The organism is Providencia rettgeri, from assembly GCF_023205015.1.
Taxonomy (GTDB): domain Bacteria; phylum Pseudomonadota; class Gammaproteobacteria; order Enterobacterales; family Enterobacteriaceae; genus Providencia; species Providencia rettgeri_E.
Genome location: NZ_CP096258.1, coordinates 1,945,034 through 1,971,247, shown reverse-complemented (window position 1 = coordinate 1,971,247; position 26,214 = coordinate 1,945,034). Strand labels below are relative to the sequence as shown.

At 40.3% G+C, this 26,214-nt stretch carries 29 protein-coding genes, 1 pseudogene and 1 other annotated feature; of the genes and pseudogenes, 8 read left to right on the top strand and 22 right to left on the bottom strand.

Annotated elements, in window-relative coordinates:
• Window positions 1-4: 4 nt before the first annotated feature.
• The 6 genes from arnD to btuC form a co-directional block, all read right to left on the bottom strand.
• Complete coding sequence (gene arnD, locus M0M83_RS09045; protein WP_125890952.1) at window positions 5-898, bottom strand: 4-deoxy-4-formamido-L-arabinose-phosphoundecaprenol deformylase; 894 nt, start codon at window positions 896-898, stop codon at window positions 5-7.
• Window positions 898-2,883 (bottom strand): bifunctional UDP-4-amino-4-deoxy-L-arabinose formyltransferase/UDP-glucuronic acid oxidase ArnA, encoded by a 1,986-nt coding sequence (arnA, locus tag M0M83_RS09040; RefSeq protein WP_248468318.1) that lies wholly within the window; start codon window positions 2,881-2,883, stop codon window positions 898-900. The genes arnD and arnA overlap by 1 nt, the downstream gene beginning before the upstream one ends.
• Window positions 2,883-3,875 (bottom strand): undecaprenyl-phosphate 4-deoxy-4-formamido-L-arabinose transferase, encoded by a 993-nt coding sequence (arnC, locus tag M0M83_RS09035; protein ID WP_248468306.1) that lies wholly within the window; start codon window positions 3,873-3,875, stop codon window positions 2,883-2,885. The genes arnA and arnC overlap by 1 nt, the downstream gene beginning before the upstream one ends.
• The gene (gene arnB / locus M0M83_RS09030) at window positions 3,875-5,020 is read right to left on the bottom strand and encodes a UDP-4-amino-4-deoxy-L-arabinose aminotransferase (protein ID WP_213913267.1); all 1,146 of its coding nucleotides are present in this window, start codon (window positions 5,018-5,020) and stop codon (window positions 3,875-3,877) included. The genes arnC and arnB overlap by 1 nt, the downstream gene beginning before the upstream one ends.
• Before the next feature lie 119 nt (window positions 5,021-5,139).
• On the bottom strand, window positions 5,140-5,916 hold the full coding sequence (locus M0M83_RS09025) for an ATP-binding cassette domain-containing protein (RefSeq protein ID WP_248468304.1): 777 nt from the start codon (window positions 5,914-5,916) through the stop codon (window positions 5,140-5,142).
• Between the two features lie 2 nt (window positions 5,917-5,918).
• Window positions 5,919-6,920, bottom strand: coding sequence for a vitamin B12 ABC transporter permease BtuC (gene btuC / locus M0M83_RS09020; protein WP_248468302.1), 1,002 nt, complete (start codon window positions 6,918-6,920; stop codon window positions 5,919-5,921).
• A 122-nt stretch (window positions 6,921-7,042) separates the two neighbouring features.
• Here btuC and M0M83_RS09015 point away from each other — a divergent pair, with 122 nt between their 5' ends.
• Window positions 7,043-8,020 carry a RhoGAP domain-containing protein gene (locus tag M0M83_RS09015; protein ID WP_248468300.1) on the top strand — a complete coding sequence of 326 codons (978 nt, stop codon included), beginning with the start codon at window positions 7,043-7,045 and terminating at the stop codon, window positions 8,018-8,020.
• A 210-nt stretch (window positions 8,021-8,230) separates the two neighbouring features.
• Here the strand turns inward: M0M83_RS09015 and M0M83_RS09010 are convergent, their stop codons facing one another.
• Both M0M83_RS09010 and M0M83_RS09005 read right to left on the bottom strand, forming a co-directional pair.
• Window positions 8,231-8,518 (bottom strand): addiction module antidote protein, encoded by a 288-nt coding sequence (locus tag M0M83_RS09010; protein WP_117162001.1) that lies wholly within the window; start codon window positions 8,516-8,518, stop codon window positions 8,231-8,233.
• A complete protein-coding gene (locus M0M83_RS09005; RefSeq protein WP_248468298.1) occupies window positions 8,511-8,825 on the bottom strand; it encodes a type II toxin-antitoxin system RelE/ParE family toxin in 315 nt (104 codons plus the stop codon). The genes M0M83_RS09010 and M0M83_RS09005 overlap by 8 nt, the downstream gene beginning before the upstream one ends.
• Window positions 8,826-8,997: 172 nt before the next feature.
• On the opposite strand from M0M83_RS09005, the pseudogene M0M83_RS09000 reads away from it, so the two are divergent.
• Window positions 8,998-9,354 (top strand): annotated as a pseudogene (locus tag M0M83_RS09000) (phage late control D family protein); the annotation flags it as partial.
• A gap of 71 nt (window positions 9,355-9,425) precedes the next feature.
• On the top strand, window positions 9,426-9,644 hold the full coding sequence (locus tag M0M83_RS08995) for an ogr/Delta-like zinc finger family protein (RefSeq protein WP_248468296.1): 219 nt from the start codon (window positions 9,426-9,428) through the stop codon (window positions 9,642-9,644).
• A gap of 47 nt (window positions 9,645-9,691) precedes the next feature.
• Here the strand turns inward: M0M83_RS08995 and M0M83_RS08990 are convergent, their stop codons facing one another.
• The 13 genes from M0M83_RS08990 to fos form a co-directional block, all read right to left on the bottom strand.
• Window positions 9,692-10,342 (bottom strand): DCL family protein, encoded by a 651-nt coding sequence (locus M0M83_RS08990; protein WP_248468294.1) that lies wholly within the window; start codon window positions 10,340-10,342, stop codon window positions 9,692-9,694.
• Window positions 10,343-10,554: 212 nt separating this feature from the next.
• Complete coding sequence (gene ihfA, locus M0M83_RS08985) at window positions 10,555-10,851, bottom strand: integration host factor subunit alpha (protein ID WP_004263721.1); 297 nt, start codon at window positions 10,849-10,851, stop codon at window positions 10,555-10,557.
• Window positions 10,852-10,855: 4 nt separating this feature from the next.
• The gene (gene pheT / locus M0M83_RS08980; protein ID WP_248468292.1) at window positions 10,856-13,243 is read right to left on the bottom strand and encodes a phenylalanine--tRNA ligase subunit beta; all 2,388 of its coding nucleotides are present in this window, start codon (window positions 13,241-13,243) and stop codon (window positions 10,856-10,858) included.
• 14 nt (window positions 13,244-13,257) lie between these two features.
• On the bottom strand, window positions 13,258-14,241 hold the full coding sequence (pheS, locus tag M0M83_RS08975; RefSeq protein WP_102139209.1) for a phenylalanine--tRNA ligase subunit alpha: 984 nt from the start codon (window positions 14,239-14,241) through the stop codon (window positions 13,258-13,260).
• A 123-nt stretch (window positions 14,242-14,364) separates the two neighbouring features.
• Window positions 14,365-14,494, bottom strand: a sequence feature (Phe leader region).
• Window positions 14,444-14,488, bottom strand: a complete 45-nt coding sequence (gene pheM / locus M0M83_RS22005) for a pheST operon leader peptide PheM (RefSeq protein ID WP_136134757.1) — start codon at window positions 14,486-14,488, stop codon at window positions 14,444-14,446. Its footprint overlaps the feature before it by 45 nt.
• Before the next feature lie 89 nt (window positions 14,495-14,583).
• Window positions 14,584-14,940 (bottom strand): 50S ribosomal protein L20, encoded by a 357-nt coding sequence (gene rplT, locus M0M83_RS08970; RefSeq protein ID WP_004263714.1) that lies wholly within the window; start codon window positions 14,938-14,940, stop codon window positions 14,584-14,586.
• A 45-nt stretch (window positions 14,941-14,985) separates the two neighbouring features.
• Entirely contained in the window at window positions 14,986-15,183 is a 198-nt protein-coding gene (gene rpmI / locus M0M83_RS08965) for a 50S ribosomal protein L35 (RefSeq protein ID WP_004263702.1), read from the bottom strand.
• A gap of 95 nt (window positions 15,184-15,278) precedes the next feature.
• Entirely contained in the window at window positions 15,279-15,818 is a 540-nt protein-coding gene (infC, locus tag M0M83_RS08960) for a translation initiation factor IF-3 (RefSeq protein WP_071524539.1), read from the bottom strand.
• A 421-nt stretch (window positions 15,819-16,239) separates the two neighbouring features.
• Window positions 16,240-16,779: a translation initiation factor IF-3 gene (infC, locus tag M0M83_RS08955; protein ID WP_071524538.1), complete on the bottom strand. Its 540-nt coding sequence runs from the start codon at window positions 16,777-16,779 to the stop codon at window positions 16,240-16,242.
• Window positions 16,780-16,782: 3 nt separating this feature from the next.
• Complete coding sequence (thrS, locus tag M0M83_RS08950; RefSeq protein ID WP_125890943.1) at window positions 16,783-18,711, bottom strand: threonine--tRNA ligase; 1,929 nt, start codon at window positions 18,709-18,711, stop codon at window positions 16,783-16,785.
• 360 nt (window positions 18,712-19,071) lie between these two features.
• A complete protein-coding gene (locus M0M83_RS08945; RefSeq protein WP_125890942.1) occupies window positions 19,072-19,521 on the bottom strand; it encodes a methyltransferase family protein in 450 nt (149 codons plus the stop codon).
• A gap of 103 nt (window positions 19,522-19,624) precedes the next feature.
• Entirely contained in the window at window positions 19,625-20,023 is a 399-nt protein-coding gene (locus M0M83_RS08940) for a hypothetical protein (protein ID WP_125890941.1), read from the bottom strand.
• A gap of 103 nt (window positions 20,024-20,126) precedes the next feature.
• Window positions 20,127-20,540, bottom strand: a complete 414-nt coding sequence (gene fos, locus M0M83_RS08935; protein WP_213913272.1) for a fosfomycin resistance glutathione transferase — start codon at window positions 20,538-20,540, stop codon at window positions 20,127-20,129.
• A gap of 459 nt (window positions 20,541-20,999) precedes the next feature.
• Between fos and M0M83_RS08930 the strand changes: the two genes are divergently transcribed.
• The gene (locus M0M83_RS08930; RefSeq protein ID WP_248468290.1) at window positions 21,000-21,704 is read left to right on the top strand and encodes a MarC family NAAT transporter; all 705 of its coding nucleotides are present in this window, start codon (window positions 21,000-21,002) and stop codon (window positions 21,702-21,704) included.
• On the opposite strand, the gene M0M83_RS08925 is transcribed toward M0M83_RS08930, so the two are convergent.
• Entirely contained in the window at window positions 21,698-22,351 is a 654-nt protein-coding gene (locus M0M83_RS08925; RefSeq protein ID WP_213913273.1) for a transglycosylase SLT domain-containing protein, read from the bottom strand. The two genes, M0M83_RS08930 and M0M83_RS08925, sit on opposite strands and share 7 nt — an antisense overlap.
• A 283-nt stretch (window positions 22,352-22,634) precedes the next feature.
• Here M0M83_RS08925 and M0M83_RS08920 point away from each other — a divergent pair, with 283 nt between their 5' ends.
• Genes M0M83_RS08920 through M0M83_RS08905 form a run of 4 tightly spaced genes read left to right on the top strand, consistent with a single transcriptional unit; the run spans window position 22,635 to window position 26,184 of the window.
• A complete protein-coding gene (locus tag M0M83_RS08920; protein ID WP_125890937.1) occupies window positions 22,635-23,546 on the top strand; it encodes a metal ABC transporter substrate-binding protein in 912 nt (303 codons plus the stop codon).
• Between the two features lies 1 nt (window position 23,547).
• Window positions 23,548-24,438, top strand: a complete 891-nt coding sequence (locus tag M0M83_RS08915) for a manganese/iron ABC transporter ATP-binding protein (protein WP_102139218.1) — start codon at window positions 23,548-23,550, stop codon at window positions 24,436-24,438.
• Window positions 24,435-25,325 carry a metal ABC transporter permease gene (locus M0M83_RS08910; protein ID WP_125890936.1) on the top strand — a complete coding sequence of 297 codons (891 nt, stop codon included), beginning with the start codon at window positions 24,435-24,437 and terminating at the stop codon, window positions 25,323-25,325. Before M0M83_RS08915 ends, M0M83_RS08910 begins: the two co-directional genes overlap by 4 nt.
• Complete coding sequence (locus tag M0M83_RS08905) at window positions 25,318-26,184, top strand: metal ABC transporter permease (RefSeq protein ID WP_125890935.1); 867 nt, start codon at window positions 25,318-25,320, stop codon at window positions 26,182-26,184. Before M0M83_RS08910 ends, M0M83_RS08905 begins: the two co-directional genes overlap by 8 nt.
• The last annotated feature ends 30 nt before the right edge of the window (window positions 26,185-26,214 follow it).

Below are 26,214 nucleotides of genomic sequence, written 5' to 3'. Positions count from 1 at the left end.
TTGCTTATTCCTCTTCTTGGCAGCCTAACCAGCCTTCACGTCCAGGGAATGGTGCCCTCACCACACGCCCTTTTGGCAATGAATTTAAATCGTCTGGCAGTAATTCACTTAATGTACAGAATTGGATTTCTTCTTGTGTAATTCGTTCCAATAATTGTGAAAATTGTTCCGATTTAGACATTCCCTCCACTTCTGTGTGAATAGTATAAACTGGAACGCCTTGATCTTCTTTAATTGCTTGAAGAATAAAATCATTAAATGCTTCATCACTTACGACTGTTCCCACAACTTCATCGTAAGTTGGCAGTGTAACAGGGATTTGCACTGTCCCAAGTGAGCCATCGGCTAAAATTGGCCTAAATGGATATTTGCCACGACAATCACTGTTGTAGTCAAAGTTAAACATCTGTTTAACTTCTAGCACGCGCTCATCACCTCGCCAGCCCGCAACAGCTGAACACGTCACACGATGCCCAATGGCTTGCTCTAGAGCATCAACCCCTAACTTAACTTGCTCGGTCAGTTGTGGTTTAGTCCATTTAGCAACCTTAGCCTGCCAACCTTGGTGATCCCATGCATGTAAGCCAACTTCATGGCCGGCATCCAAGGTTTGTTTCATCAAGTAGCCTAAATCTTTAGCAATTTTTTTACCCGGCCATGCTGTGCCCGCTAATAAGATATCTAACCCATAAAGGGATGCTGCATTAGACCTAAGCATTTTCCACAGAAATTTAGGACGCAAAAGGCGCCATAAATGGCGCCCCATGTTATCGGGCCCTACACTGAAGAAAAAGCTGGCCTGAATATTGTGCTCTTTGAGCACTTTGAGTAACTGTGGAACCCCTTTTAAAGTACCTTGGTAGGTATCCACATCAATTCTCAAGCCAACTTTTTTCATTAGTCTTTATTACCTAACTCTTCAACGGCACCTTGTAAGAAGAAGTCTAACGTTTCTTCAATGGTATCTTTCATATCGATAGTTGGAACCCAGTCCAGTAAACGGCGTGCATTTTCAACACTTGGTTTACGGTGTTCAACATCTTGATACCCTTGGCCATAATAGCTGCTGCTTTCGATTTCACGGAAGCCCGCAAATGGAGGGAATTTTCCACGTTGTGGGTGTTTTTCGAAGCTTTCCAACAACATTTCTGCTAATTCACGAATACTCGCTTCATTTGTTGGGTTACCGATATTGATGATTTGGCCATCACATTTACCATCTTTATTTTCGATGATACGGAACAATGCTTCGATACCGTCTTTAATATCTGTAAAACAACGTTTTTGTGCACCGCCATCAACCAGTTTAATTGGCGAACCTTCAACTAAATTTAGAATTAACTGAGTAATAGCACGTGAGCTACCAATACGTGCAGAATTCAAGCTATCTAAGCGAGGTCCCATCCAGTTGAATGGACGGAATAAGGTGAATTTCAACCCTTCTTTCGCACCGTATGCCCAAATCACTCGGTCAAGTAATTGTTTAGAAACTGAGTAAATCCAACGTTGTTTATTGATTGGACCAACAATTAAACGTGACTCGTCTTCATCAAACTCTTTATCATCACACATACCATAAACTTCAGAGGTCGATGGGAAGATAATGCGTTTGTTATATTTCACGCAGTAACGTACAACTTTCAAGTTTTCTTCAAAGTCTAATTCGAAAACGCGTAGTGGATTACGGGTATATTCAATTGGCGTCGCAATCGCAACCAGAGGCAGAATAACGTCACATTTTTTGATGTGGTACTCAATCCATTCTGTGTGAATGCTAACATCACCTTCAATAAAGTGAAAACAAGGGTTACCAATAAAACGCTCGATCGCAGAAGAGCCGATATCCATACCATAGATATCGTAGTTGCCATCTTTTAACAGGCGTTCCGTTAAATGGTTACCAATAAAGCCATTGACACCTAAAATAAGAACACGTGTGCGACGCTTAACTTGTGCTGTTGGTTTTGCACCAACGCGGACATCAGTCACGATACCCATTTCGTTAGCAAGACGGCTGCCTTGCATATATAAACCTGTCTCACTTTGGCCGCTAATGACTTCGATAGCACCTTGACCACAAGCGATACGCAGTGGGTCACTCGACAACACCGTACCAGCGGGCTTACCTTGGTTATCATCTAAAATGCGTGCGCGCCAGATAACCATTTTACGTGCGCCTAAATAAGTGAACGCACCTGGATAAGGTTCAGTCACTGCACGAATCAAGCAGTTAACTTCTTTTGCACTATTGTTCCAGTTAATCAAGCCATCTTCAGCGGTACGACGACCAAAGTACGTTGCTTGGCTTTCATCTTGCGCAACGGCTTTGTAACTACCTGCTTCGATTAATGGCAGTGTTTTATCCAATAAAACTTCCGCTGCTTCACGGACTTTTGCATGTAAAGTCAGGCTAGTGTCTGTATCGGTAATAGCCACTTTTTCTTGAGCAATGATATCGCCAGCGTCTGGTTTAGCGACCATTTTATGTAAGGTTACACCTGTTTCGCTTTCACCTTTTAATAATGCCCAATTGATAGGTGCACGACCACGATATTTAGGGAGTAATGAGCCATGGAGATTAAACGCACCTTTAGGCGCGATTGCTAACAACTCTTCACTTAACATATCACGATAGTAGAAAGAGAAAATGACATCCGGTTTCATTTCGCGAATGCGCTCAATCCACAATGGGTGATTAACGTTTTCAGGCGCAAAAACAGGAAGTTCCATGTCAGCACTTAAACGCGCAACTGAGGAGTAAAAGTGGTTTTCATTTGGGTCATCAGTGTGTGTAAACACAGCTTGGATATCAAAACCTGCTTTTTCAAGCGCTTTTAGCCCTACGCAGCCAATATCATGATAGGCAAAAACAATAGCTTTCATTAGTCTTCTTCCTGATTTTTGTCGGATTTCGCATCTGCTCCAACGACTTTTTGAATAAAATAACGGGGTCTCGCGCGCACATCATTGTAGATCCTACCGATGTATTCGCCCAGAAGCCCCATGGCAACAAATTGCGCACCAATAAACATAAAGAGTACTGCAAACAGAGTGAATACGCCATCTGCTGCCCACTCTGCGCCCAAAATTAAACGCAACGCCATTAACAATACCGCTAATAAAAAACCGCCAATCGCGATAACACTTCCGACAACACTCAATAAACGCAGTGGTGCCGTAGTTAGGCAAGTTAATAAGTCATACATTAAATTAATCAGCTTCATAAAGCTGTATTTAGAATCACCAAACTCACGTTCTGCATGCGCTACATCAATTTCAATGGTTCTACGTGCAAATGTATTCGCTAGAATAGGAATAAATGTGCTTCTTTCATGGCACTGCAACATAGCTTGAATGATATGACGGCGGTATGCACGTAGCATACAACCGTAATCGCCCATTGAACGCCCTGTTGCTTTCGTGATCATCGCATTAATCATTTTAGAAGCTGTTTTGCGAAACCAAGAGTCTTGGCGATTCGCACGGCGCGTACCAACGACATCATAACCTTGCATTGCAGTTTGGACTAAACGAGGGATTTCCTCTGGTGGGTTTTGTAAATCTGCATCCAAAGTAATCACTAAGTCGCCATCAGCTTGGTTAAAGCCAGCCATAATTGCAGAATGTTGACCATAGTTACGGTTTAAAATAATTGCAATAACGTGGTTATCGGGGTTTTCCGCTGCTTCTGTCAGCATTTTCGCTGAACGATCGCTACTACCATCATCAACTAGAATTAATTCATAGGATTGAGTTAATTGTTTACATGACTTGATAGTACGTTCTAGCAATTGCGGTAAGCTCTGCTCTTCATTATAGACAGGGATTACTACTGAGACTTTTTTAATCTCATCAAATTCATCTGCGTGTGACACTATTTTGACTCCAAAAGAACTGCTTCTACAGCTTTAACAACCCGCTCAACATCTGCATCAGTCATATCGGGAAATAAAGGTAACGAACACAATGTGGCGCTATTCCATGTTGATTCAGGTAAAACTAATTCAGGGTATTTTTCACGATAATATTTTTGAGTATGTGCTGCGCGAAAGTGCAACCCTGTTCCAATATCATGCTCTTTCAATTTTTCCATGAATGTATCGCGATCAATACCACATTCGGCTTTATCAACACGCACCATAAATAAGTGATTCGCATGTAAATGTGAGTAACTAGGGACACTCAACATTTGTAAAGGGGAATTTTTTAGCAGCTCACGATAACGAGCTGTAAGCTCTGCACGACGCTGATTCAATTGCTCTACTCGTGATAACTGCACCACGGCTATTGCGGCATGAATATCCGATAAATTATATTTAAAACCGGGTTCAACAACCTCTGCTTGAGGCTTACGGCCTTGCATTTGCCTATCAAACGCATCAACGCCTAAGCCGTGAAATTTAAGCGTGCGTACACGCTGAGCGAGCTCATCGTCGTCTGTGGCAACTAGCCCACCTTCCGCACAGGTCACATTTTTGATGGCATGAAAAGAAAAAATAGACGTTCCCTTTTCACCAATCCACTCGTTTTTATATCGTGTACCAACGGCATGCGCAGCGTCTTCGATTAAAGCCACACCCGCTTTTTGAGCAATTAAGCGTAACGCGTCTAAATCACAAGGCGCCCCTGCATAATGTACTGGGATAATGGCCTTTGTTTTTTCTGTTAACGCTTTTTCTACGGCATTAGGTTGGATCATCAGTGTGTCACGATCAACGTCAATCATGACAGGGGTTGCCCCAAGCAACTCAATCATATTGATTGTTGACACCCATGTTTGAGAAGGCGTAATAACTTCATCACCAGGACCAATACCCAATGCCATTAATACAACATGCATACCTGCAGTTGCTGATGACAATGCAATTGCATGCTTGCAGCCATAGCGCTGACAAAAATCGTCTTCTAGTTGATGATTCTGTGGGCCTGTTGTTATCCAGCCTGAACGCAGAACGTTTTCTACTGCTTTGACCTCTTCATCACCAATTGCTGGTTTTGAAAATGGTAAGAAATTGCTCATATTGTTTATAGCCTAGTTTTCGTTGTGAATAGAATATTCTAGTTAATTATACTTTAACCGAACCTCAACACCTGCAAACATTGCGGTATTATCATGCAAAAATGTGTGATACAAACAACTTATTGCACATCGGCTAAATTTATCACCTGCCATACTCGGTGGGATGTGCTGTTTGCTAACTTAATTTCAGACATAAATATGTCAGATAAATTTTTTTCTGTCATGATGCACTCAGGTTTCCCTACTGCAACTAACTGCCCTTGTTTCATCATCCAAATACAAGATGCATTTTTATACGAATGACTAAGGTCATGACCACTCATTATAACGGTTCCTAAGCAATCACAAAAATATTTAATCCATTTATCAAGCATTGCTTGCTGAATAATATCTAAATTATTGGTTGGCTCATCCAATAATATAAACTTTCCTTCGCATTGTTGATTGTCCCAGACTTGCAAAAATGCAGCTATAATTCGAACTCTCTGCCATTCTCCACCCGAAAGTTGACTAATAGACTGACCCAATAATGATGTAAGTTGAAAGTCTGTACATAAGTGCTCAAAGATACCTGCAGAAAATATTGTTTTAGGCGAAAACAGGCCAATATATTGAAAAACTTTAAGTATAGGGGGTTCGTTAACCCATTGTGGAAGGTAAGCTCGCTGTTTGCTCAATTGAGCAATACGATACTGCCGTATACTTTTCCCATCTATTAAAATATCGCCATCCATGGGTAAATAGCCACTTATTGCACTTAATAATGTGCTTTTCCCCGCACCATTAGCACCCAATATATGAATTTGTTGCCCAGCCAGTACTTGAGCGGAAACATTAACGAGTCGTGTATCGATGGTAATATTCTTAATATCAATAATCAGTTTATTATCCATCATATCTACCGCCACTGTTGATGACGAATTAATAAGAAAATAAATATCGGAGCCCCTAGCGTTGCCGTAATAACACCAATAGGAACTTCAGCATTGGCGATTAATAACCGAGACAATAAATCTGCAGTTAATAACCCTAACGCCCCTGCCACCGCAGAACCAACCAATAATACACGGTTATCTGTTAAGCCGCTTAATCTCAATATATGAGGAATTACCAGACCAATAAAGCTTATTGCCCCCGCTATCGCTACACTCAGACCAATTAATACACCACTAATAATAATTAATATAACGCGCCATTTATGAATTGAAATGCCTAATTGGTAAGCTTGTACCGTTCCCAATGAAAGATAATTTAGTATATTCCCTTGAAAAAGCGCCCAAATTAAAAACGGTAAACAACCAATAACCAGACCAATTTGGCGCCAACCAATCCCACTAAAACTTCCCATCATCCAATATAATAATTGCCGCAAATCAAGATTACTGCTCATATACACCATCCATGTCATACAGGCACCACTAATCACACCGAGTGCAACACCGACAAGCAATAAACTGGAGTTATTCAAATTCTTACGACGAGCAAAATAGAGCAATATGGATGTAAATAGTAAGGCTCCTATAATCGCACTACCACTTATTAACCAATAATGCGTCACGCCTGAAGATAGCAATACCGTAAATACCACAGCTACACCCGCACCATTGCTTACTCCCAAGAGTCCTGGTTCTGCCAATGGGTTCTCAAATAAGGCTTGCATGATAGCGCCTGTGACTGCCAGTGAAGCACCGACGATTATCACGGCTAACAGGCGCGGAAAACGAATTTGCCACACAAAAAGCTGAGCACTTTCGCTCCCCCATTGGCTAGGCCATAGCTGAATTTCTCCCACGCTTAAATAAACCATCCACATGATTAATAAAAAAATAATCAGCATAATAATTAATCGCATATCATCGCGAAGCTGGTTTCTCTGAAGCTTTACTAAGTGATTATTCATTATGTTAATAATATTTAAAATAGTGTTGGGGGAATTCTCAATTATATCTATTTATGAAAGAAATACGATACCAACTACCTATGATCAGTAGAGTTTCATTAACCACAAAACCAGAGGATACTATGCCTATTTTAACTAAGCCCACTATTACAAACTCCACGCAAATAACTAACCCATTTGCCCAAAAGCATAAATCGCCTTCATTTTGGCAACAAATTAAAACTATCTGTAATAAAATATTTTTTTATCCGTTATTTAGCAACAAAACTAAATTTAAGGTATATGAAAACCCAATATATTGCTCAAAAACCTCTAATGTTATTCCCAATGATTTACCTCAACCTATTAATGATATTAGTAAATTATCAAGTGATATAACACATGCACTCAAAAGCGATTCAGAAATTGAGCTTGATAGGTCAGCGGTGATCCCTCAATTTAAAATAAACATACGCTTAATTGATGCACAAAACGATATTTCGAATGATGAACGAAGAATGCATCACCACTTAAATATACTAGATAGAGCAATCCGTTTACATCCAGATTTTGCGTCAACAACGGGGATTTTCAGGCTCTCAGGTAAAGACAAAGATATAAATTTAATCTTTCAGCATTTAAATTCCAATGAGCCTCTTACTCAAAAATTTATTGAAGATAATAATATTAGCCTTCCAAGTATTACCTTGGCTTATAAAAAATTATTTGGACTGATCATGGAAAAACAGAACTTTACTACCTATTTTTTAAACAAATCACCTGATAAAGCTTTAGAAGATGCTTATAAAAGTCAACGAGATACCATCTCACTTACGAAAGAAAAAGAACCCACCGACGAGAAAGCCAAAGACATATTAATCCAGACAAAAAACAGAATTAATGAGATAACACCTTCAATGCCATTCAACATACTTACATCCCTTTTTGCTGATATCGCTAAAAACCCAGCAGCAAAAATGGATGCCAAAAACCTTGCTATATGTCTAGCACCTAGGCTACTAGGCGATCAATTTAAAGTCCCTTCAATAGAGAGTATGACATTAAATAATAGAATGATTACCTTTATTGAGGCATTGATTCACACTAAATTGTACGCTTGAAGTTTAAAAAAACAAAAGACCGCCTAGGCGGTCATTGCCAGCCCCAGAACATCGGGGCTAGCAATATTTTTCGATAAGTTACGAGTTTTGTGATACGTTAATTAGCACCATTATACAAACCAGTAAGGCATTTTTTAACGCAGGGTTATAGACAAAAAGAAATCAGGCATATTGAAAGTCAGATTATTGATTTTCTGGCTCAATGAAAAATTAATTAACGTGAGTTTTTACCGTTAGCTCAACACCTAGCGCTTTCATTACCGCCAACGTTGATTTTAATGTCGGGTTACCATCTTCACTAAATGAGCGGTATAATTGTTCACGAGAAAGCCCTGTTTCTGCCGCGATTTGGCTCATTCCTTTCGCTCTGGCCACAATCCCTAACGCCTTTGCAATATAAGCAGAATCACCCGTTTCGATGGCATCGGCCATGAAAAAAGCAATCTCTTCATCATCGACTAGCGCGAGCGCTGGATCATAAGTTGTTAAATTACTCATCATTGTTTTCCTCTAAAATCCACTTTTTAGCCAGTGTCTTAGCTAATGTAATATCGCGTGATTGAGAGCCTTTATCACCACCGCACAACAAAAGGATTATCGTATTGCCTCGTTGCTGATAATAGACACGATAACCAGGGCCATAATGAATTCTTAATTCACTGATCCCTTCACCCACTGGCATTGCATCCCCCGCTAAACCATTTGCTAAACGAAATAGCCGCGTGGCAATCATGGTGCGCGCTCTTTTATCTTTTAGTTTTGATTCCCATAAACGGAATGCGTCGGTCTGTTTAAGTTCTTTCATGCTTAAAGTGTAGTTTATAAACTACACCTTGTAAAGCTCATGAACTTCACATTATTTGGTTTGTGCCAACGATGGTACAAGGTCATACACATGCGCCTCGTTCTTCATCCGTGGCAATCTATGTTTTATGAATAATACCGAAATTTTACGTTTGATTCGAAACCTAATCCGAATTGGTACCTGGCTTGACACACATGAGCTGAAAAAGAAAAAAACAGTGACGGTAAAACGTAAGCGAAAAAGCAAACAACCTACAAAACCTGCTGAACCGAAAGAAAATGCCGCTCGAGCCGCAAAAGCCAACTGGGAAAAAATCCAACGTGGTGTAGCGTCATTTTCGATTCAACTCGCGGTTGGCCGTGCAGATCTCTACCCTGAAATGCCTGTCACCGTCAGCGGATTTAAACCAGAAATTGATAACGCGGACTGGACATTAACGCGAGTCGTTCATTCACTGAATGACAGCGGGTTTACTTCAGCTTTGGAGTTGGAGGTTAAGATTTCAGATTTAGATATGGCTGATGAATAATTTTTTAGACTGTATGGATACACATGGTATAATTTACGTAACATCAACATCATGACAAAGGATACATAATCATGATGAATTGTCCCGAATGCGGTCACGCTGCACATACACGTAGTTCCTATCAAGTCTCATCCGAAACCAAAGAACGCTATAACCAGTGCCAAAATATTAATTGTGGTTGCACATTTGTCAGTCACGAATCAGTGACCAAAATTGTTGTAAAACCCGCACATATTAATGTTGTTGAGCCGCATCCGAATAAATACCAGCAAAAAACGCTTTCGCTATAAAATTACCCCCTATGAACAAGGGGCTTTTATGATTTAAATAATATCAATTATGATTTTCTACTTAAGTTAGCTTTAGCACTTAGAAGTTTCAATTGTGCGTTCTCTTGATGATATTGCACCCACTTTTCTTTTAAACGTGAATCACTAATTACTCCCCTTTGGTCATAATCATCAGAGTTTGGATTTTTTAGTTCTATGGAGCCAATATTTTGTTCAACTAGCTCTAAAAAGCTTAAGAATAGTTGGTCAAATGAGGGGGTTATATATGCCACATGGCTGTTTTCAAAATTTAATGGAATATGCAATATTGGACAATATATTGTTTCTTTAAGATTATCTTTTTTAAAGGCAACAATGGCTTCCTTAACTGCTCTCCTAAATGCATAAGATACAATAGTTTTTTGAGATGCAGGCTTAACACAGTGAACCCAACTAATGTCAGTAGATTTACCATCCTGACGGTGTATATAAAGGCATTTGTTATTATGAAAATCTTTTTCTACTGTGATACTTGCTATGCCGCACCCAACTTTTTCTTCATATTCGCTATGTAATTTAAACAATTCTGAGAAAAAAATTTCATCTTCCTCAGTGAGTTTCTGGCAAAATTGATAAAAAGAAATTCTCCTCCTGATTTCCTCTATAGCAGACTTTTTAGTTTTAAATTGATAATCCCCGAAAATTATAGGTTTAGCCATGATACTTTCCTATTTGACTGTATTCAGATGCATTATTACATATGGTAATAGAATAAATGTGAAGCCCCTTATAACACGGGGCTAATGCTAAAGGTGGGTTACATGTGGATGTAATGTGGATGATGCTTTATAAATCCATTTATAAAACAATTAGTTATACAAAAAAAACAAAAGACCGCCTAGGCGGTCTTTTTTCATATCAAACGATATAATTACTCTTTCGGTGTTGCTTTTTCTACACGGCTTTTTAATTTTTGGCCTGGGCGGAAAGTAACAACACGGCGTGCAGTAATTGGAATATCTTCCCCAGTTTTTGGGTTACGTCCGGGACGTTGATTTTTATCACGTAAATCAAAGTTACCGAATCCAGATAATTTTACTTGCTCACCATTTTCTAAGGAAAGGCGAACCTCTTCAAAGAAAGTTTCGACAAGGTCTTTAGCATCGCGTTTGCTAACACCCAGTTTTTCAAACAAATTTTCTGACATTTCAGCTTTAGTAAGCGCCATAGGTTTAGTCCCTCAAGGAGGCTTGGAATCGCTGTTTTAACGCAGCAATACACAGATCAACGGTAGCAGTGATCTCTTCTTCTTCCATGGTACGTTGGGTATCTTGGAAGACAAGACTGATAGCAAGGCTCTTGTAGCCGTCTGCTATTCCTTCACCACAGTACACATCAAATAAGTTTATGCCAACTATATGATTTATGCCAACTTTTTTACACTCTGCTAAAACTTCAGCAGCAGCCACATCTTCTGGCACGACAACAGCGATGTCACGGCGGTTCGATGGATAGCGCGAAATCGCCTTAGCTTCAGGGATGACACGTTGTGCTATCGCATCACTACGAACCTCAAACACCACCGTACGACCATTTAAATCGAGTTTGCGTTCTAATTCTGGGTGAACCACACCAATAAAGCCAATGTGTTCATTTTCCAGATAAATCCCAGCACTTTGACCTGGATGCAATGCAGGATGTGCCTCAGATTTAAATGTAATTTGATTTAGTTTCCCAGTCAATTCAAAAACAGCTTCAAGATCACCTTTTAAGTCAAAGAAGTCAACAACTTGTTTATCTAATGACCAATGTTCTTCAAATCTATTGCCTGTAATAACCCCTGCAAGCATTGGTTCCTGACGGATCCCATATTCTGCTTGATTATCAGGAGTAAAGCGCAGACCCGTCTCAAATAAACGAATTCTATTTTGTTGACGATTCTGATTATAGACAACCGTTCCTAATAAACCAGTCAACAATGATAAACGCATCGCTGACATATCAACCGAAATCGGGTTAGGTAAAATCAACGCGTCTTGTTGTGGGTGCAGTAAAGCTTGCACTTTAGGGTCTACAAAACTGTAAGTGATGACTTCTTGATAGCCACGGTCAACTAACATTGCTTTAATACGTTTTAAAGGTAAGTTAGCTTCTTTGTGATTAGTCATGGTCAAATCAGCACGTAATGGCACATCAGGAATGCTGTTATAACCATAAACACGAGCGACTTCTTCCACTAAATCTTCTTCGATTTGCATATCGAAGCGCCAGCTTGGAGCAACAACATCCCATGTGTTTGCAGATGCTGTGACTTTGCACCCCAAACGCGTCAAAATATCAGTCACTAACTCATCATCAATAAAGTGACCAATCAAACGGTCTAATTTATTGCGGGTCAGTTTAATATTTGCGGCTTTTGGTAAATGCTGTTCACTGGTTACATCAATAATTTCACCGACTTCACCACCACAAATCTCAACAATTAGCGCAGTAGCACGTTCAATCGCTTTAAACTGTAATTGAGGGTCAACACCACGCTCAAAACGGTGAGATGCATCTGTGTGCAAACCGTAATTACGTGCGCGGCCAGTGATTGATAATGGGTCGAAGAATGCACACTCTAATAAAATATTTTTGGTTTCCGTATTAACACCTGAGTGTTCACCGCCAAAAATACCTGCAATCCCCAATGCTTTTGATTCATCAGCAATCACTAATGTGTCTGATTTTAACGTTGCTTCACTGCCATCAAGGAGAACCAGTTTCTCCCCTTCTTTTGCCATACGAGCAACAATAGCGCCATCTAAACGGTCTAAGTCATAAGCGTGTTGAGGCTGACCCAGTTCCAATAAGACGTAGTTGGTGATATCCACAACCGCGTCAATAGAACGGACGCCACCACGGCGCAACTTTTCTTTCATCCACATTGGCGTTGGCGCTGACACATCAATATTTTTGATCACTCGACCTAAGAAACGTGAGCAGGCATTTGGTGCTTCGACTCGAATTGGGAATGTATCTTTTGTCGTTGCGGTCACGGCGTTAATAACCGGCTCATTTAGCGCTAATTTGTTAATAACAGCGACATCACGTGCAACCCCAAGAATACTCAAGCAATCTGCACGGTTCGGTGTAATGCTGATTTCAATCGCATTATCATCAAGCTTTAGATATTCACGAATATCGGTACCGATAGTGGCATCTAGTGGCAATTCAATAATTCCGCTGTGGTCATCAGAAATACCCAGCTCAGAATAAGAACACAGCATGCCTTCAGAAGGTTCGCCACGCAATTTTGCCGCTTTAATTTTAAAATCGCCCGGTAATACTGCACCCACGGTTGCAACAGCAACTTTTAGGCCTTGACGGCAGTTTGGTGCACCACAGACGATATCTAATAAACGCTCACCGCCTACGTTAACTTTTGTAACGCGCAGTTTGTCTGCATTTGGGTGCTGGCCACACTCAACCACTTCACCAACAACAACGCCGTGAAATTGGCCTGCAACTGCATCTACACCGTCAACTTCCAAACCCGCCATCGTGATTTGGTCGGATAAAGCTTCACTACTGATCGCCGGGTTTACCCATTCGCGTAACCATAGTTCACTGAATTTCATGAGATAGACCCGCCTTATTTAAACTGTTTGAGGAAACGAAGATCATTTTCGAAGAATGCACGCAGGTCAGAAACACCGTAACGTAGCATTGTTAGACGTTCCATTCCCATACCAAATGCAAATCCAGAGTAAACTTCAGGGTCAATACCTACATTGCGTAATACATTTGGATGCACCATTCCGCAGCCTAATACTTCCAGCCATTTGCCATTTTTACCCATCACATCAACTTCCGCTGAAGGTTCGGTGAATGGGAAATAGGATGGACGGAAGCGTACTTGAACTTCCTCTTCAAAAAAGTTATTCAAGAAATCATGCAGTGTGCCTTTTAGATTGGTAAAACTAATATCTTTATCAACAATCAGGCCTTCTGTTTGATGGAACATAGGTGTATGTGTTTGGTCATAATCATTACGATATACACGACCGGGGGCAATGATACGAATCGGTGGCTGTTGGCCATTCATTGTACGAATTTGCACACCTGATGTTTGCGTACGCAGTAAGCGTTTTGCATCAAACCAAAAAGTATCGTGGTCTGCACGCGCAGGGTGGTGAGCAGGGATATTTAGCGCATCAAAGTTATGATAGTCATCTTCGATTTCTGGGCCTGTTTCAACAGAGAAACCTAATTCGCCAAAAAACTCTTCAATTCGCTGAATTGTACGGGTCACCGGGTGTAACCCACCATTTTCCATACGACGCCCTGGTAATGATACGTCAATTTTCTCTGATACCAGACGCGCATTAAGGATTTCAGCTTGCATCGCGTCCTTACGGGCGTTCAGAGCATCTTGAACCTGTACTTTAGCTTCATTTATCACAGCCCCTGCTGCTGGACGTTCCTCAGCAGGCAGTTCACGCAACGTTTTCATCTGTAGTGTGAAATGGCCGCTCTTGCCTAAATATTCAACACGCACTGATTCCAACGTAGCAACATCTTGGGCCTGTTCAATGGCTGCTTTTGCCTGTGCAACCAACTCAGCGAGATGTGGCATTGTTTCCCCTTTATGACCAATTGGTCTTTTTGCTAGTTATTCACTATATATATTAAGCTTCACATTCCATTTGGTAATGAATGAATACTTAACTGATTTTACTGTACTTAACCTAAAACTAGAAACAGAAAAGCCTCCCTAAGGAGGCTTTAGCGTAATCTTTCATTTCTTCTTTCTATTTACGCGCACAAGCCCCCGAGATTCAGGTGCTAAAGTAAAAAAAGAAACGAAAAATAACAGAATGCATGTAGCGAACTCTCAATAACTGACTGTATCTAAAGTATTAACACAAATCACTATAAATGAAAAGAGGAAGTTACCCTCCTCTTTTCAAGCAAACAATTAAGCTAAAGCGCCTTTCGCTTTTTCTACTAAAGCAGTGAATGCTGCTTTATCGAAAACTGCGATGTCTGCTAAAATCTTACGGTCGATTTCAATTGAAGCTTTTTTCAAGCCATTGATGAAACGGCTGTAAGACAGGCCATTCTGACGAGCCGCAGCGTTAATACGTGCGATCCACAGTTGACGGAACTGACGTTTACGTTGACGGCGGTCACGGTAAGCGTATTGACCAGCTTTGATTACCGCCTGAAACGCTACGCGGTAAACACGTGAACGTGCACCATAGTAACCTTTCGCCTGCTTCAGAATTTTTTTGTGACGTGCACGTGCGATTACACCACGTTTTGCGCGAGCCATAGCTATCTCCTATCGTCTTTTATCTTAATTAACTAAATTGTTTACTTATGCGTAAGGCAGGCAGGCTACTACCAGACCCAGATCGCCCTTAGATACCATTCCTTTCGGACGTAAATGGCGTTTACGCTTAGTTGACTTTTTAGTCAGGATATGACGAAGGTTTGCATGCTTACGCTTAAAGCCACCGCCTGCAGTTTTTTTAAAGCGCTTTGCTGCGCCACGTACAGTTTTAATCTTTGGCATTTCTTTTATTTCCAACTTCGCATTGTGATTAACTACGAATTAATTAGGCGAATAACATCTATATTGCTATAAACGAATATTACTTGCAGGCCTAACTATTTCTTCTTCGGTGCCAGCACCATGATCATCTGACGCCCTTCAATTCTTGAAGGGAAAGACTCCACGGATGCCAGCTCTTCCAGATCAGCTTTGATGCGGTTAAGCATTTCCAGACCAATCTGCTGGTGAGCCATTTCACGACCACGAAAACGCAGTGTTACTTTAGCTTTATCACCATCTTCCAGAAAGCGAGTCAGGTTGCGTAGTTTGACCTGATAATCACCTTCATCTGTACCAGGGCGGAATTTAATTTCCTTCACCTGAACAACTTTTTGTTTCTTTTTTTGCTCTTTTTGAGATTTGCTCTTCTCATAAAGGAATTTGCCGTAATCCATGATACGACAAACTGGCGGTTCAGCATTTGGGCTGATTTCAACGAGGTCTACACCTGCTTCTTCAGCTTTTTCAAGCGCTTCGCGTGCGCTCATGATGCCTAACTGTTCACCGTCTAAACCTGTTAAACGGACCTCTGGAACACGAATTTCATCATTAATACGATTTGGACGTGTTGTTGGGATTCTTTTTCCGCCTTTAATACTTCATTCCTCCAATTGGATAAAGAGATTTGCTTCTCTCAAGCAAATACACCCGTCACTCAATAGTTACTGCCTGACGCATGTACGATATTCTTGCTTTGTCTTAATGCACTATACGCTAACAAAGCGATTCGACCGCGGATTTTAATGCTTCTTGCTGGATTACTCAAGTAAATCTTGCAATAAATCGTACTGAACTATTTGAAAACTTGGCTTTTGAAGCCAATTATCACTTTGACACGATTATTTCCATTCATTAATGAAACAAATAACAAGATGCCAAATATGCCGATTGTCTTAGCTGAGATGGCATTGTTTTCATCGATAATAATATTTTTCATTACGAATAAAACAGAGAAGCAGCGCCCAAATGAGCGCTGCTAGACTCTAGCAAGACTTCGCTATAACCAGACTGGCTTAATTATTTTTTCTTTGGTGCCAATACCATGATCATCTGGCGTCCTTCAATCCTTGATGGGAATGATTCAACTGATGCCAGTTCATCCAGATCGGTTTTGATGCGGTTAAGCACTTCTAAGCCAATCTGTTGGTGAGCCATTTCGCGACCACGAAAACGCAGTGTTACTTTAGCTTTGTCACCATCTTCCAAAAAGCGAATTAAACTACGTAGTTTAACTTGGTAGTCTCCTTCGTCTGTTCCCGGACGGAATTTAATTTCCTTCACTTGAACAACTTTTTGTTTTTTCTTTTGTTCTTTTTGAGATTTACTCTTCTCATAAAGATATTTACCGTAGTCCATGATACGACAAACTGGCGGCTCGGCATTTGGGCTGATTTCGACTAAATCGACACCAGCTTCTTCTGCTTTAAAGAGGGCTTCACGCACACTCATTACGCCAAGTTGTTCACCGTCTAAACCAGTGACACGGATTTCTGTTGCACGAATTTCATCGTTAATACGATTTGGACGCGCTGTAGGGAGTTTTTTTCCGCCTTTAATACCTTATTCCTCCATCTGATTGAGTTGACGACTGCGGATCTCTTCGAGCAGTTTTGTCATGAATTCGTTGACATCAAGGCTACCTAAGTCTTTACCACGACGGGTACGTACAGCAACTTTGCCTGATTCAACTTCTTTATCACCACATACTAACATGTAAGGGACGCGACGCAGCGTGTGTTCACGGATCTTAAAGCCGATTTTCTCGTTACGTAAGTCCGCTTTCGCACGAATGCCAACACTTTGCAGCTTGCTAACTAATTCTTGAACATAGTCTGCTTGACCATCAGTAATGTTCATTACGACCACTTGTTGTGGTGCTAACCATGTTGGGAAAAAGCCTGCATACTCTTCTGTTAAGATACCAATGAAGCGTTCTAGTGAACCTAGCACTGCACGGTGGATCATTACAGGAACGATGCGTTCGTTATTTTCACCTACATAAGACGCTGTTAAACGGCCCGGCAAGAAGAAGTCTAACTGGACAGTACCACATTGCCATGCACGGTCAAGGCAGTCATACAGCGTGAACTCAATTTTCGGACCATAAAATGCACCTTCGCCTGGCTGGTATTCAAACTCAATACCTTTTGATTTCAGGGCATTCGCTAAGTCTTCTTCCGCTCTGTCCCACATTTCGTCAGTGCCGATACGTTTTTCAGGGCGGGTTGATAGTTTTACAACAATTTTTTCAAAACCGAAAGTTGCATAAACATCATAAATCATTTCAATACAACTAGTTACTTCACTTAAGATTTGTTCTTCAGTACAGAAGATATGTGCATCATCTTGAGTAAAGCCACGCACACGCATTAAACCATGCAGCGCACCTGATGGCTCATTACGGTGACAGCTACCAAATTCTGCCATGCGCAATGGTAAGTCACGATACGATTTCAAACCTTGGTTGAAAATCTGTACGTGACCTGGGCAGTTCATTGGTTTGACACAATATTCACGGTTTTCAGATGACGTCGTGAACATGGCATCTTTATAGTTATCCCAGTGACCTGTTTTTTCCCATAAGACGCGGTCCATCATAAATGGCCCTTTCACTTCCTGATAATTATAGGCTTTCAGTTTAGTGCGTACAAAGGTTTCCAGTTCACGGAAAATTGTCCAACCGTCATTATGCCAGAACGCCATACCCGGCGCTTCTTCTTGCATATGGTATAAATCTAATTGTTTGCCAATTTTACGGTGGTCACGCTTAGCAGCTTCCTCTAAACGCAACAAATAGGCTGCTAATTGTTTTTTATCAGCCCATGCGGTGCCGTAAATACGTTGCAGCATTTTGTTATCGCTGTTACCACGCCAGTATGCGCCAGCCACTTTCTGTAATTTAAAATGGTGGCAAAAACGCATGTTTGGTACGTGTGGACCGCGACACATATCAACATACTCTTCGTGATGATATAAACCAGGGCGGTCATCTTGACTAATGTTTTGATCTAAAATTTCAACTTTATAGTCTTCGCCACGGGCAACGAAAGTTTCACGAGCTTCACTCCAAGAAACACGTTTTTTCACCACTTCATAATCTGTTTTGGCAAGCTCAAGCATACGCTTTTCAAGCTTTTCCAAGTCTTCCTGCGTCAGCATGTGGTCTAAATCGACATCATAGTAAAAACCATTGTCGATAGTAGGCCCAATCGCCATTTTCGTATTTGGCCATAATTGCTTGATGGCATGGCCTAACAGGTGAGCACAAGAGTGACGAATAATTTCGAGTCCGTCTTCATCCTTGCTCGTAATAATGGACACGTTTGCATCATGTTCAATTATTTCACATGCATCAACACGTTCACCATTAATTCGACCCGCGATACAGGCTTTAGCTAAACCCGCTCCGATGTCACGAGCAACATCCATCACTGAAACGGGATGCTCAAACTGACGCTGACTTCCATCAGGAAGAGTAATAACAGGCATTAAAAAATCCTTATCAGCAGTGGTGACCCACACGCCAGATCACTTGCTTGATTATTCCAAAGTTATAAATCAATACGTTACTAACGATTTCTCACTTCACTATGCGAGATATGTACACAAATATAGACAACTTAAGCGCCCTATTTCCCCACATCGTGAGTAACTCAATTACTAATGATAACACAGACCTATTTTATGGCGATAGCGTAAAGCCGCTAATTGTTATTCTTCATATGAAAAATCAATACCTTCCCGATTAAATGGCAAATAAGCTATCTAATACAGGAAATAGTTTCTCTTTTTTTGCGAAAGAAAGTGAATACCAATGCGATCCACTGGATACAATGAATTCTTCAGTAATTATAGCCAACGTCGTGTCTGCTTGCGATAACGCTCCCACTCTTCAGTGAATCTTTCCGCTAAAAAGCGTTCTTCTTGGGGAATAGTGTACAGATCGGTAATTAACCAAAAGACCAAACCTGCTACCAAAAAATAAGGAGAGTGCGAGAAAAAAGCTAAAGCTAAGCTCATTGATGTAAAAGCTAAATACATTGGATTACGTGAAAATCGATAGGGCCCATTAGTCACTAAATGCGTTGCCTTTACAGTAGGATTTGGTGATGTTTTATGTTTATAAAAATAATAAAGACTCGCCACAACCCAACTTACACTTTCAAGCGCCACTAAGATACCTAAAATTCCCATCCAACCAGAAAACGTCCAGTCTAAAAGCCCTTGTCTAAAAAGAAAATAAACCGCTATCCCATTAGCAACTAACCAATTCAATAATGGCAATTTAAATATATTCATTATGTTACCTGCAAGCCAAAATGTTGCTATTAGCATATCATAATTGAATAGATAAATTTGAGTGGAAGAATATGTAGAGGAGTAATATTAATAGCAAAAATAATTAGTTAGTGGGACCTAATGAAAAGACACTTTTTAAGCCTTCTAACTTACTATATTCCTGTTGGCAAACTAAATTCCGCACATCACTTGGCATTGCATCGATTCGAGCTTGGATATTCGCTAACTGTTCATCTAAGCTATTCATGCCTTTAATATCTACAACGTCTTGATTAACTTTTAAATAGTCAGCAAAACTTTGCAAATTATCTTCCAAGCTATCACAAATATTATTACTTGCTAAACCTTGCGGCAAGACAGTACTGAGCGATGCAGGCAATACTTGAGATAAACTTGGATAAATACTTTGTTTCCACTGCTGAGGAAAAATGATTAGTAACATGGCAAATGCCAAAACTAATAGCATAAACGCCCCAGCTAATGTTGCTATGAGTTTTTTCATTTTTTTTCCTATTATTCAAAATTAACTGAAAATAGGATATACAACTCTGCGTAAAGCTATTTTTAAAACTAAAAATCCTTTGTAAAGAAATCCATAACTCTTTTTAATAAAATTTCATTTCCTCATACGGTTTTTCTTGGCAACTCTTTAAGCGTTGCAATAAACCGCCTACATGTAATTCTAATTTGTGGCCATCAGGATCAAGAAAATAAAAAGAATTTCCTTCACTTTTATTTTCTTTCCAGACAATAACATTCGCTTGCATTAGCCTATCAACAACGATAAGAAAGTCTTTCGCATCAACGTTAAAGGCATAGTGTGTGTAATCCGTTTTTTCTGGGGACGAAAATTGGCGAGTTGTATCTAATGATAAACATAACCATAAATCGCCACAGGAGATATAGGCGCCCTTTTTCCAACTCGCATGTAACGTCATACCAAGTAGTGATTGATAAAAACCAATACTTTTATCTAGATTAGTTACAGCTAAAGTTAAATGGTTGATTCCGTTTAACATATTTTTTTACTCTTTGGTCGTCTGTTACATTGAATTCTTTTAATGAATTTACATAAATTATCAGTAAATAACATTGCAGCAGATATAATAAATCCCATATCAACTTAAAGACAACCTGTTACTAAATGCCCTTAACCTTTTTATCCCCTATAAAAAGGTTTTTTTTTGCCTGTAAAAATTGAATACTTTTGCCACAACATCATATCTCATTGTTATTTAATAGATAATACAAGTTATTCACAGATGAAAGCCCTTGTTATCCACAGTTAATGTGAACAACTTCAATTATCTATAAGCTAATAAATGATATCAATCCTTATTCTTCAGTATCGTAACCACCTACCTCCATAAAGTGTCTCACTAGATATAAATGCTAACCTACAGATCTATAAGAAATTTTGCTATCATTTGAGATAAGGCGCTTTATTTTCATTAATCAGGAGCTGGAATCGAACTTCCATGACAAATTTTTTTGAGTTATTTCAAGCCGTTGGTATTGGTCTTGTGCTACTACTTCCTCTAGCCAACCCTTTAACTGCTATTGCGGTCATGTTAAGCATTTCTGCTAATATGACAAAAGAACAGCGTGACCATCAATCATTACTCGCTTCTATTTATGTATTCGCAATTATGACTATCGCTTTTTACGCGGGCCAATTAGTCATGAATACATTCGGAATATCAATACCGGGGCTTAGAATTGCAGGTGGATTAATTGTGGCATTTATTGGCTTTGGTATGCTGTTTCCTAGTAGTGATGTTGGGGAAGACCCGACGACTAATGCCCTTGATGACCCAAATGTTCCCAAAAAGCGCCAAGAATCCCCTAGTATTGCCTTTGTTCCCCTCGCAATGCCAAGTACTGCCGGCCCTGGTACTATCGCCATGATCATCAGCTCCACAGCATCATTACAAGGTAATGTGAGCTTTGCTCCATGGGTTTTAAAAATCGCCCCCGTGATCACCTTTTTTATTGCTAGTCTTATCGTTTGGATTGGTTTAAAAGGTGCAACTTCAATTATGAGATGGTTAGGTAATAGTGGTATTGATGCGATCGCTCGGGTAATGGGGTTCTTATTAATCTGTATGGGAGTGCAATTTGTTATCAACGGTATTGTTGAAATTGTCGCGCAGCTCCCACATTTAATGAAAGAATATCAATAAGACATCGCTAATGCATTGTAAGCATTTTTAACTTTCCACAAATAGCGCGGGGCTTGCGGTGCAGGGTGCTTTGTTTGTACATGCTGATAAAATTCTTCCGGTGATAAGCTGTTAATCATCGCAATTGCACGGCCTTTATCGTTATCAAATGTTCTTAATAATGCCCCCGCCCCGTTCACATATGCGACAACCGTTGCATAATATAATGTCTGAGGGTGGCTTATTCCAGCAAGGTGTTGTTCCCTTAAAATACGAATATAAGTTGTACCAATATCAATATTTTTTTGTGGATCTTTTAGGTCACGAGAACTCGGCTCTCCCGACTTCCCCTGATAACGGTATGCGTCACGCCCCGCTGTCGAAGCTTTAATCTGCATCAAACCTATTGCATTGGATTTACTGACAACTTCAGGCCTAAAGTTGGATTCGACCTCAATAATCGCTCTAATTAAAGCTTCATCAACACTATAACGAGCCGCAGACTCACGAATAAACTCATCAAAAGGCGTTCTTGGGAATGCCGTATTTTGTGCTGTTATTGGCCCTGTAGGCTCTAACATCCGCTGTTTTGTTACAGGCCTATCTGGCTCGCTTGAACAACCTGCAAGTAGCAGTAGCACAAAAGTACCGCCAATTATTTTTTTCACTGTCGAATCCTCTGCGATGAAAGCCGATGGCAGAATAACTAATCCCAAGAAAAATAAAATAATTTTTACTTAACTTTTACTTCAGGACGTGTTTTAGTCATACAAATAGCCATGGGACTTAGAAGCCTATAATGATAAATAATGCTATTCCACAATTTTTATGTTTATTTTCCTCAATTGATATTGATTATCATTATCAATTGAGATATAAAATATAATTGTTATAAACCTTAACAACTCTATGTTAAAAAACGCTAAACTAATAATGTCAGGGTCAACTTTTATGAAGAAGAACGTATCTCGATTATCTGCACCTTTACTAACCAGTATGTTTGCTTTGATAGCAGTCATCTTTTTTAGCCAGCCAGCTTTTGCTAAAAAATTTAAGGTTGTCACCACTTTTACTATTATCCAAGATATCGCTCAAAATGTAGCTGGAGATGCGGCAATTGTCGAGTCTATAACGAAACCAGGGGCTGAGATTCACGGTTATCAACCGACGCCTAAAGATATTATGAAAGCCTATGACGCTGATTTAATTTTATGGAATGGGATGAACCTGGAAGTTTGGTTCAAACGTTTCTTTGAAAACTTTAAAAATGTCCCTGCTGTCGTAGTCACCGAAGGTATTGAGCCAATGCCAATTCGTGAAGGTGAGTATAAAGATAACCCGAACCCACATGCATGGATGTCACCTGCCAATGCTAAGATTTATATTGAGAATATTCGTCAAGCATTAGTCAAATATGATCCTGAAAATGCAGAAACCTATAATGCTAATGCGAAAAAATATGCGCAGCAAATTGCTGAGCTTGATGCCCCTTTACGTGAGCGCTTAAACCGCATTCCAGAAAATGAACGTTGGTTAGTTTCAAGTGAAGGCGCATTTAGCTATTTAACAAAAGATTATGGCTTTAAAGAAGTCTATTTATGGCCAATCAATGCGGAAGAGCAAGGCTCTCCTCAACAAGTAAAAAAGGTGATTGATACCGTCCGTAAATACAACATTCCTGTGGTATTTAGTGAAAGTACAATCTCTGATAAGCCTGCTCGCCAAGTCAGCAAAGAAACAGGGGCAAAATACGGTGGCGTATTATATGTTGACTCATTGTCAGCGGCCGATGGCCCGGTACCAACCTATATAGACCTTTTAAATACGACTGTAGACACGATAGCGAAAGGATTTTCACAGTAATATGAATCACTCAAGTCAATTCGAACACCCGAATCTTATCGTCGATGATGCGACAGTGACATATAACAATGGTCACACCGCCATCTATGACGCAAGCTTTACAATCTCTGGTGGCTCTATTTGTGCCTTAGTTGGCGTAAATGGAAGTGGAAAGTCCACGCTATTTAAAACCATTATGGGGCTTGTCACCCCATCTTCTGGCAGTGTGACATTAAATGACCAGCCGATAAAAACGGCTCTGAAAGAAAACGTGATTGCGTATGTCCCACAAACAGAAGAAGTAGACTGGAACTTTCCTGTTCTCGTTTCAGATGTTGTGATGATGGGCCGATATGGCAAGATGGGTTTTTTTCGCATCCCTAAACAAGCCGATAAAGACGCTGTCAAAATGGCATTAGAACGGGTTGATCTTGCAGGACTTGAGCATCGCCAAATAGGCGAGCTCTCAGGCGGTCAGAAAAAACGGGTTTTTTTAGCACGAGCACTTGCACAAGAAGGCAAAGTTTTACTCCTTGATGAACCCTTTACGGGGGTTGATGTTAAAACTGAAAACGCCATTATTGACCTGCTGCGTAGTTTGCGTGACGAAGGCCACCTTATCCTCGTTTCAACACATAACTTGGGCAGTGTGCCTGAGTTTTGCGACCACGTAATTTTAATCAATCGCACAGTGTTAGCCAGTGGCCCAACCGAAACCACGTTTACACAGCGTAATCTACAAAATGCGTTTGGTGGTGTGCTGCGTCATATTAACCTGTCAGGTCAAGAGCTTCATGATGATGATGACCCACGCTCTGTCACCGTCATTACCGATGATGAAAGAGCAGCTGTATTCTATGGTCATGACCATGATGCGCCTGTTCGAAAAAACCAAGCTAAGGGTTCCGAATGATTGAGATGTTATTACAGCCCTTTGAATATGATTTTATGATAAAAGCCATTTGGGTCAGCGCCATTGTTGGTGCTGTCTGTGCATTTTTATCAGCGTATTTGATGTTAAAAGGCTGGTCATTAATGGGAGATGCGCTCTCCCACTCCGTTGTCCCAGGAGTGGCTGGTGCTTATGCTTTAGGTTTACCCTATGCGGCAGGCGCCTTTTTTACCGGGATCCTTGCAGCACTTGCCATGACATTAATAAAGCATCTAACTCGTTTACGTGAAGATGCTGTTATTGGCTTTATCTTTTCTACTTTTTTTGCGGCAGGTTTGTTGATCGTTTCATTGAACCCAACATCCGTCAATGTGCAAAGTATTATTTTTGGTAATATTTTAGGTATTGCGGATTCTGACGTGTTACAAGTAGAAATTATTATCGGCGTTTCATTTATTGTTCTGTTGTGCTTATGGAAAGATTTATTAGCCGTTTTTTTTGATGAAAGCCACGCGCGGTCCATTGGCTTGAATCCATTACGCCTAAAAATTATTTTCTTTACCTTATTAAGTGCTTGTACCGTCGCTGCCTTACAAACTGTTGGGGCAATCCTTGTTATTGCGATGGTTGTTACACCAGGTGCAACCGCTTATTTATTAACCGATCAATTTAAACGCTTACTCATTATTTCAGTCACGATTGGTACCGTAACCAGTGCTGTTGGCGCTTATATCAGTTATTTCCTTAATGGTGCTACCGGTGGGTTAATTGTCACCCTACAGACTATTATTTTCCTGCTGGCATTTTTCTTTGCACCTAAGCACGGTATTCTTGCCTCAAAACGTAAAGCCAAAAAGGAAGTCGCTCAACTACACCAATCACACCAACAAGGAGCATCTCATGAGTGATTTCATTGACTTATTGATGGCTCCATTTGCATTTCCGTTTATGCAAAAAGCATTGATAACCGCAATTGTTAGCGGAACCGTGTGTGCCATCTTATCGTGCTTTTTAGTATTAAAAGGTTGGTCACTCATGGGGGATGCAATTTCCCACGCCGTGTTACCTGGGATCATCATTGCCTCTTTATTGGGTATTCCCTTGGCTATTGGTGCGTTCGCCTCTGGCTTATTCTGCGCTGTCGCAACGGGATATTTAAAAGAAAATAGTCGGATAAAAGAAGATACCGTCATGGGGATTGTGTTTTCCGGGATGTTTGCTGTCGGTTTAGTGATGTTCGCTAAAATAGATACAGAACAGCACCTAACACATATTCTTTTTGGCGATATTTTAGGGATCACGGATAGCGAATTTAAACAAATCTTGTTATTTGCAGGCGTCACCATTGCGATTATCTTACTGAAACGTAAAGATTTTATGCTATATTGTTTTGACCCTAACCAAGCCCGAGTGATTGGCCTACCCGTCAAACTGATACATTATGGTTTACTGTCTTTACTTGCATTAACCATTGTCGCTTCACTGCAAGCGGTTGGGATCATTTTAGTTATTGCCATGCTGATCTCACCGGGAATTATTGCATTTGTCCTATGCCGGAGCTTCGGTAAAATGCTGGTAGTCGCCATCATCGCTTCAGTGACATCCAGCGTCATAGGCACTATTTTGAGTTTCCACATCAATGCGACAACTGGGCCAACTATCGTTGTTACTCAGGCTGTGTATTTTGTGATTGCATTACTGTATAGCAAAATCGTATTAGCCCGTAAAAAAGGACAAACAAACCCACAAAGTATGCATACCGCATAATAAATGGCAGACATAACAAAAAAGCTGAAT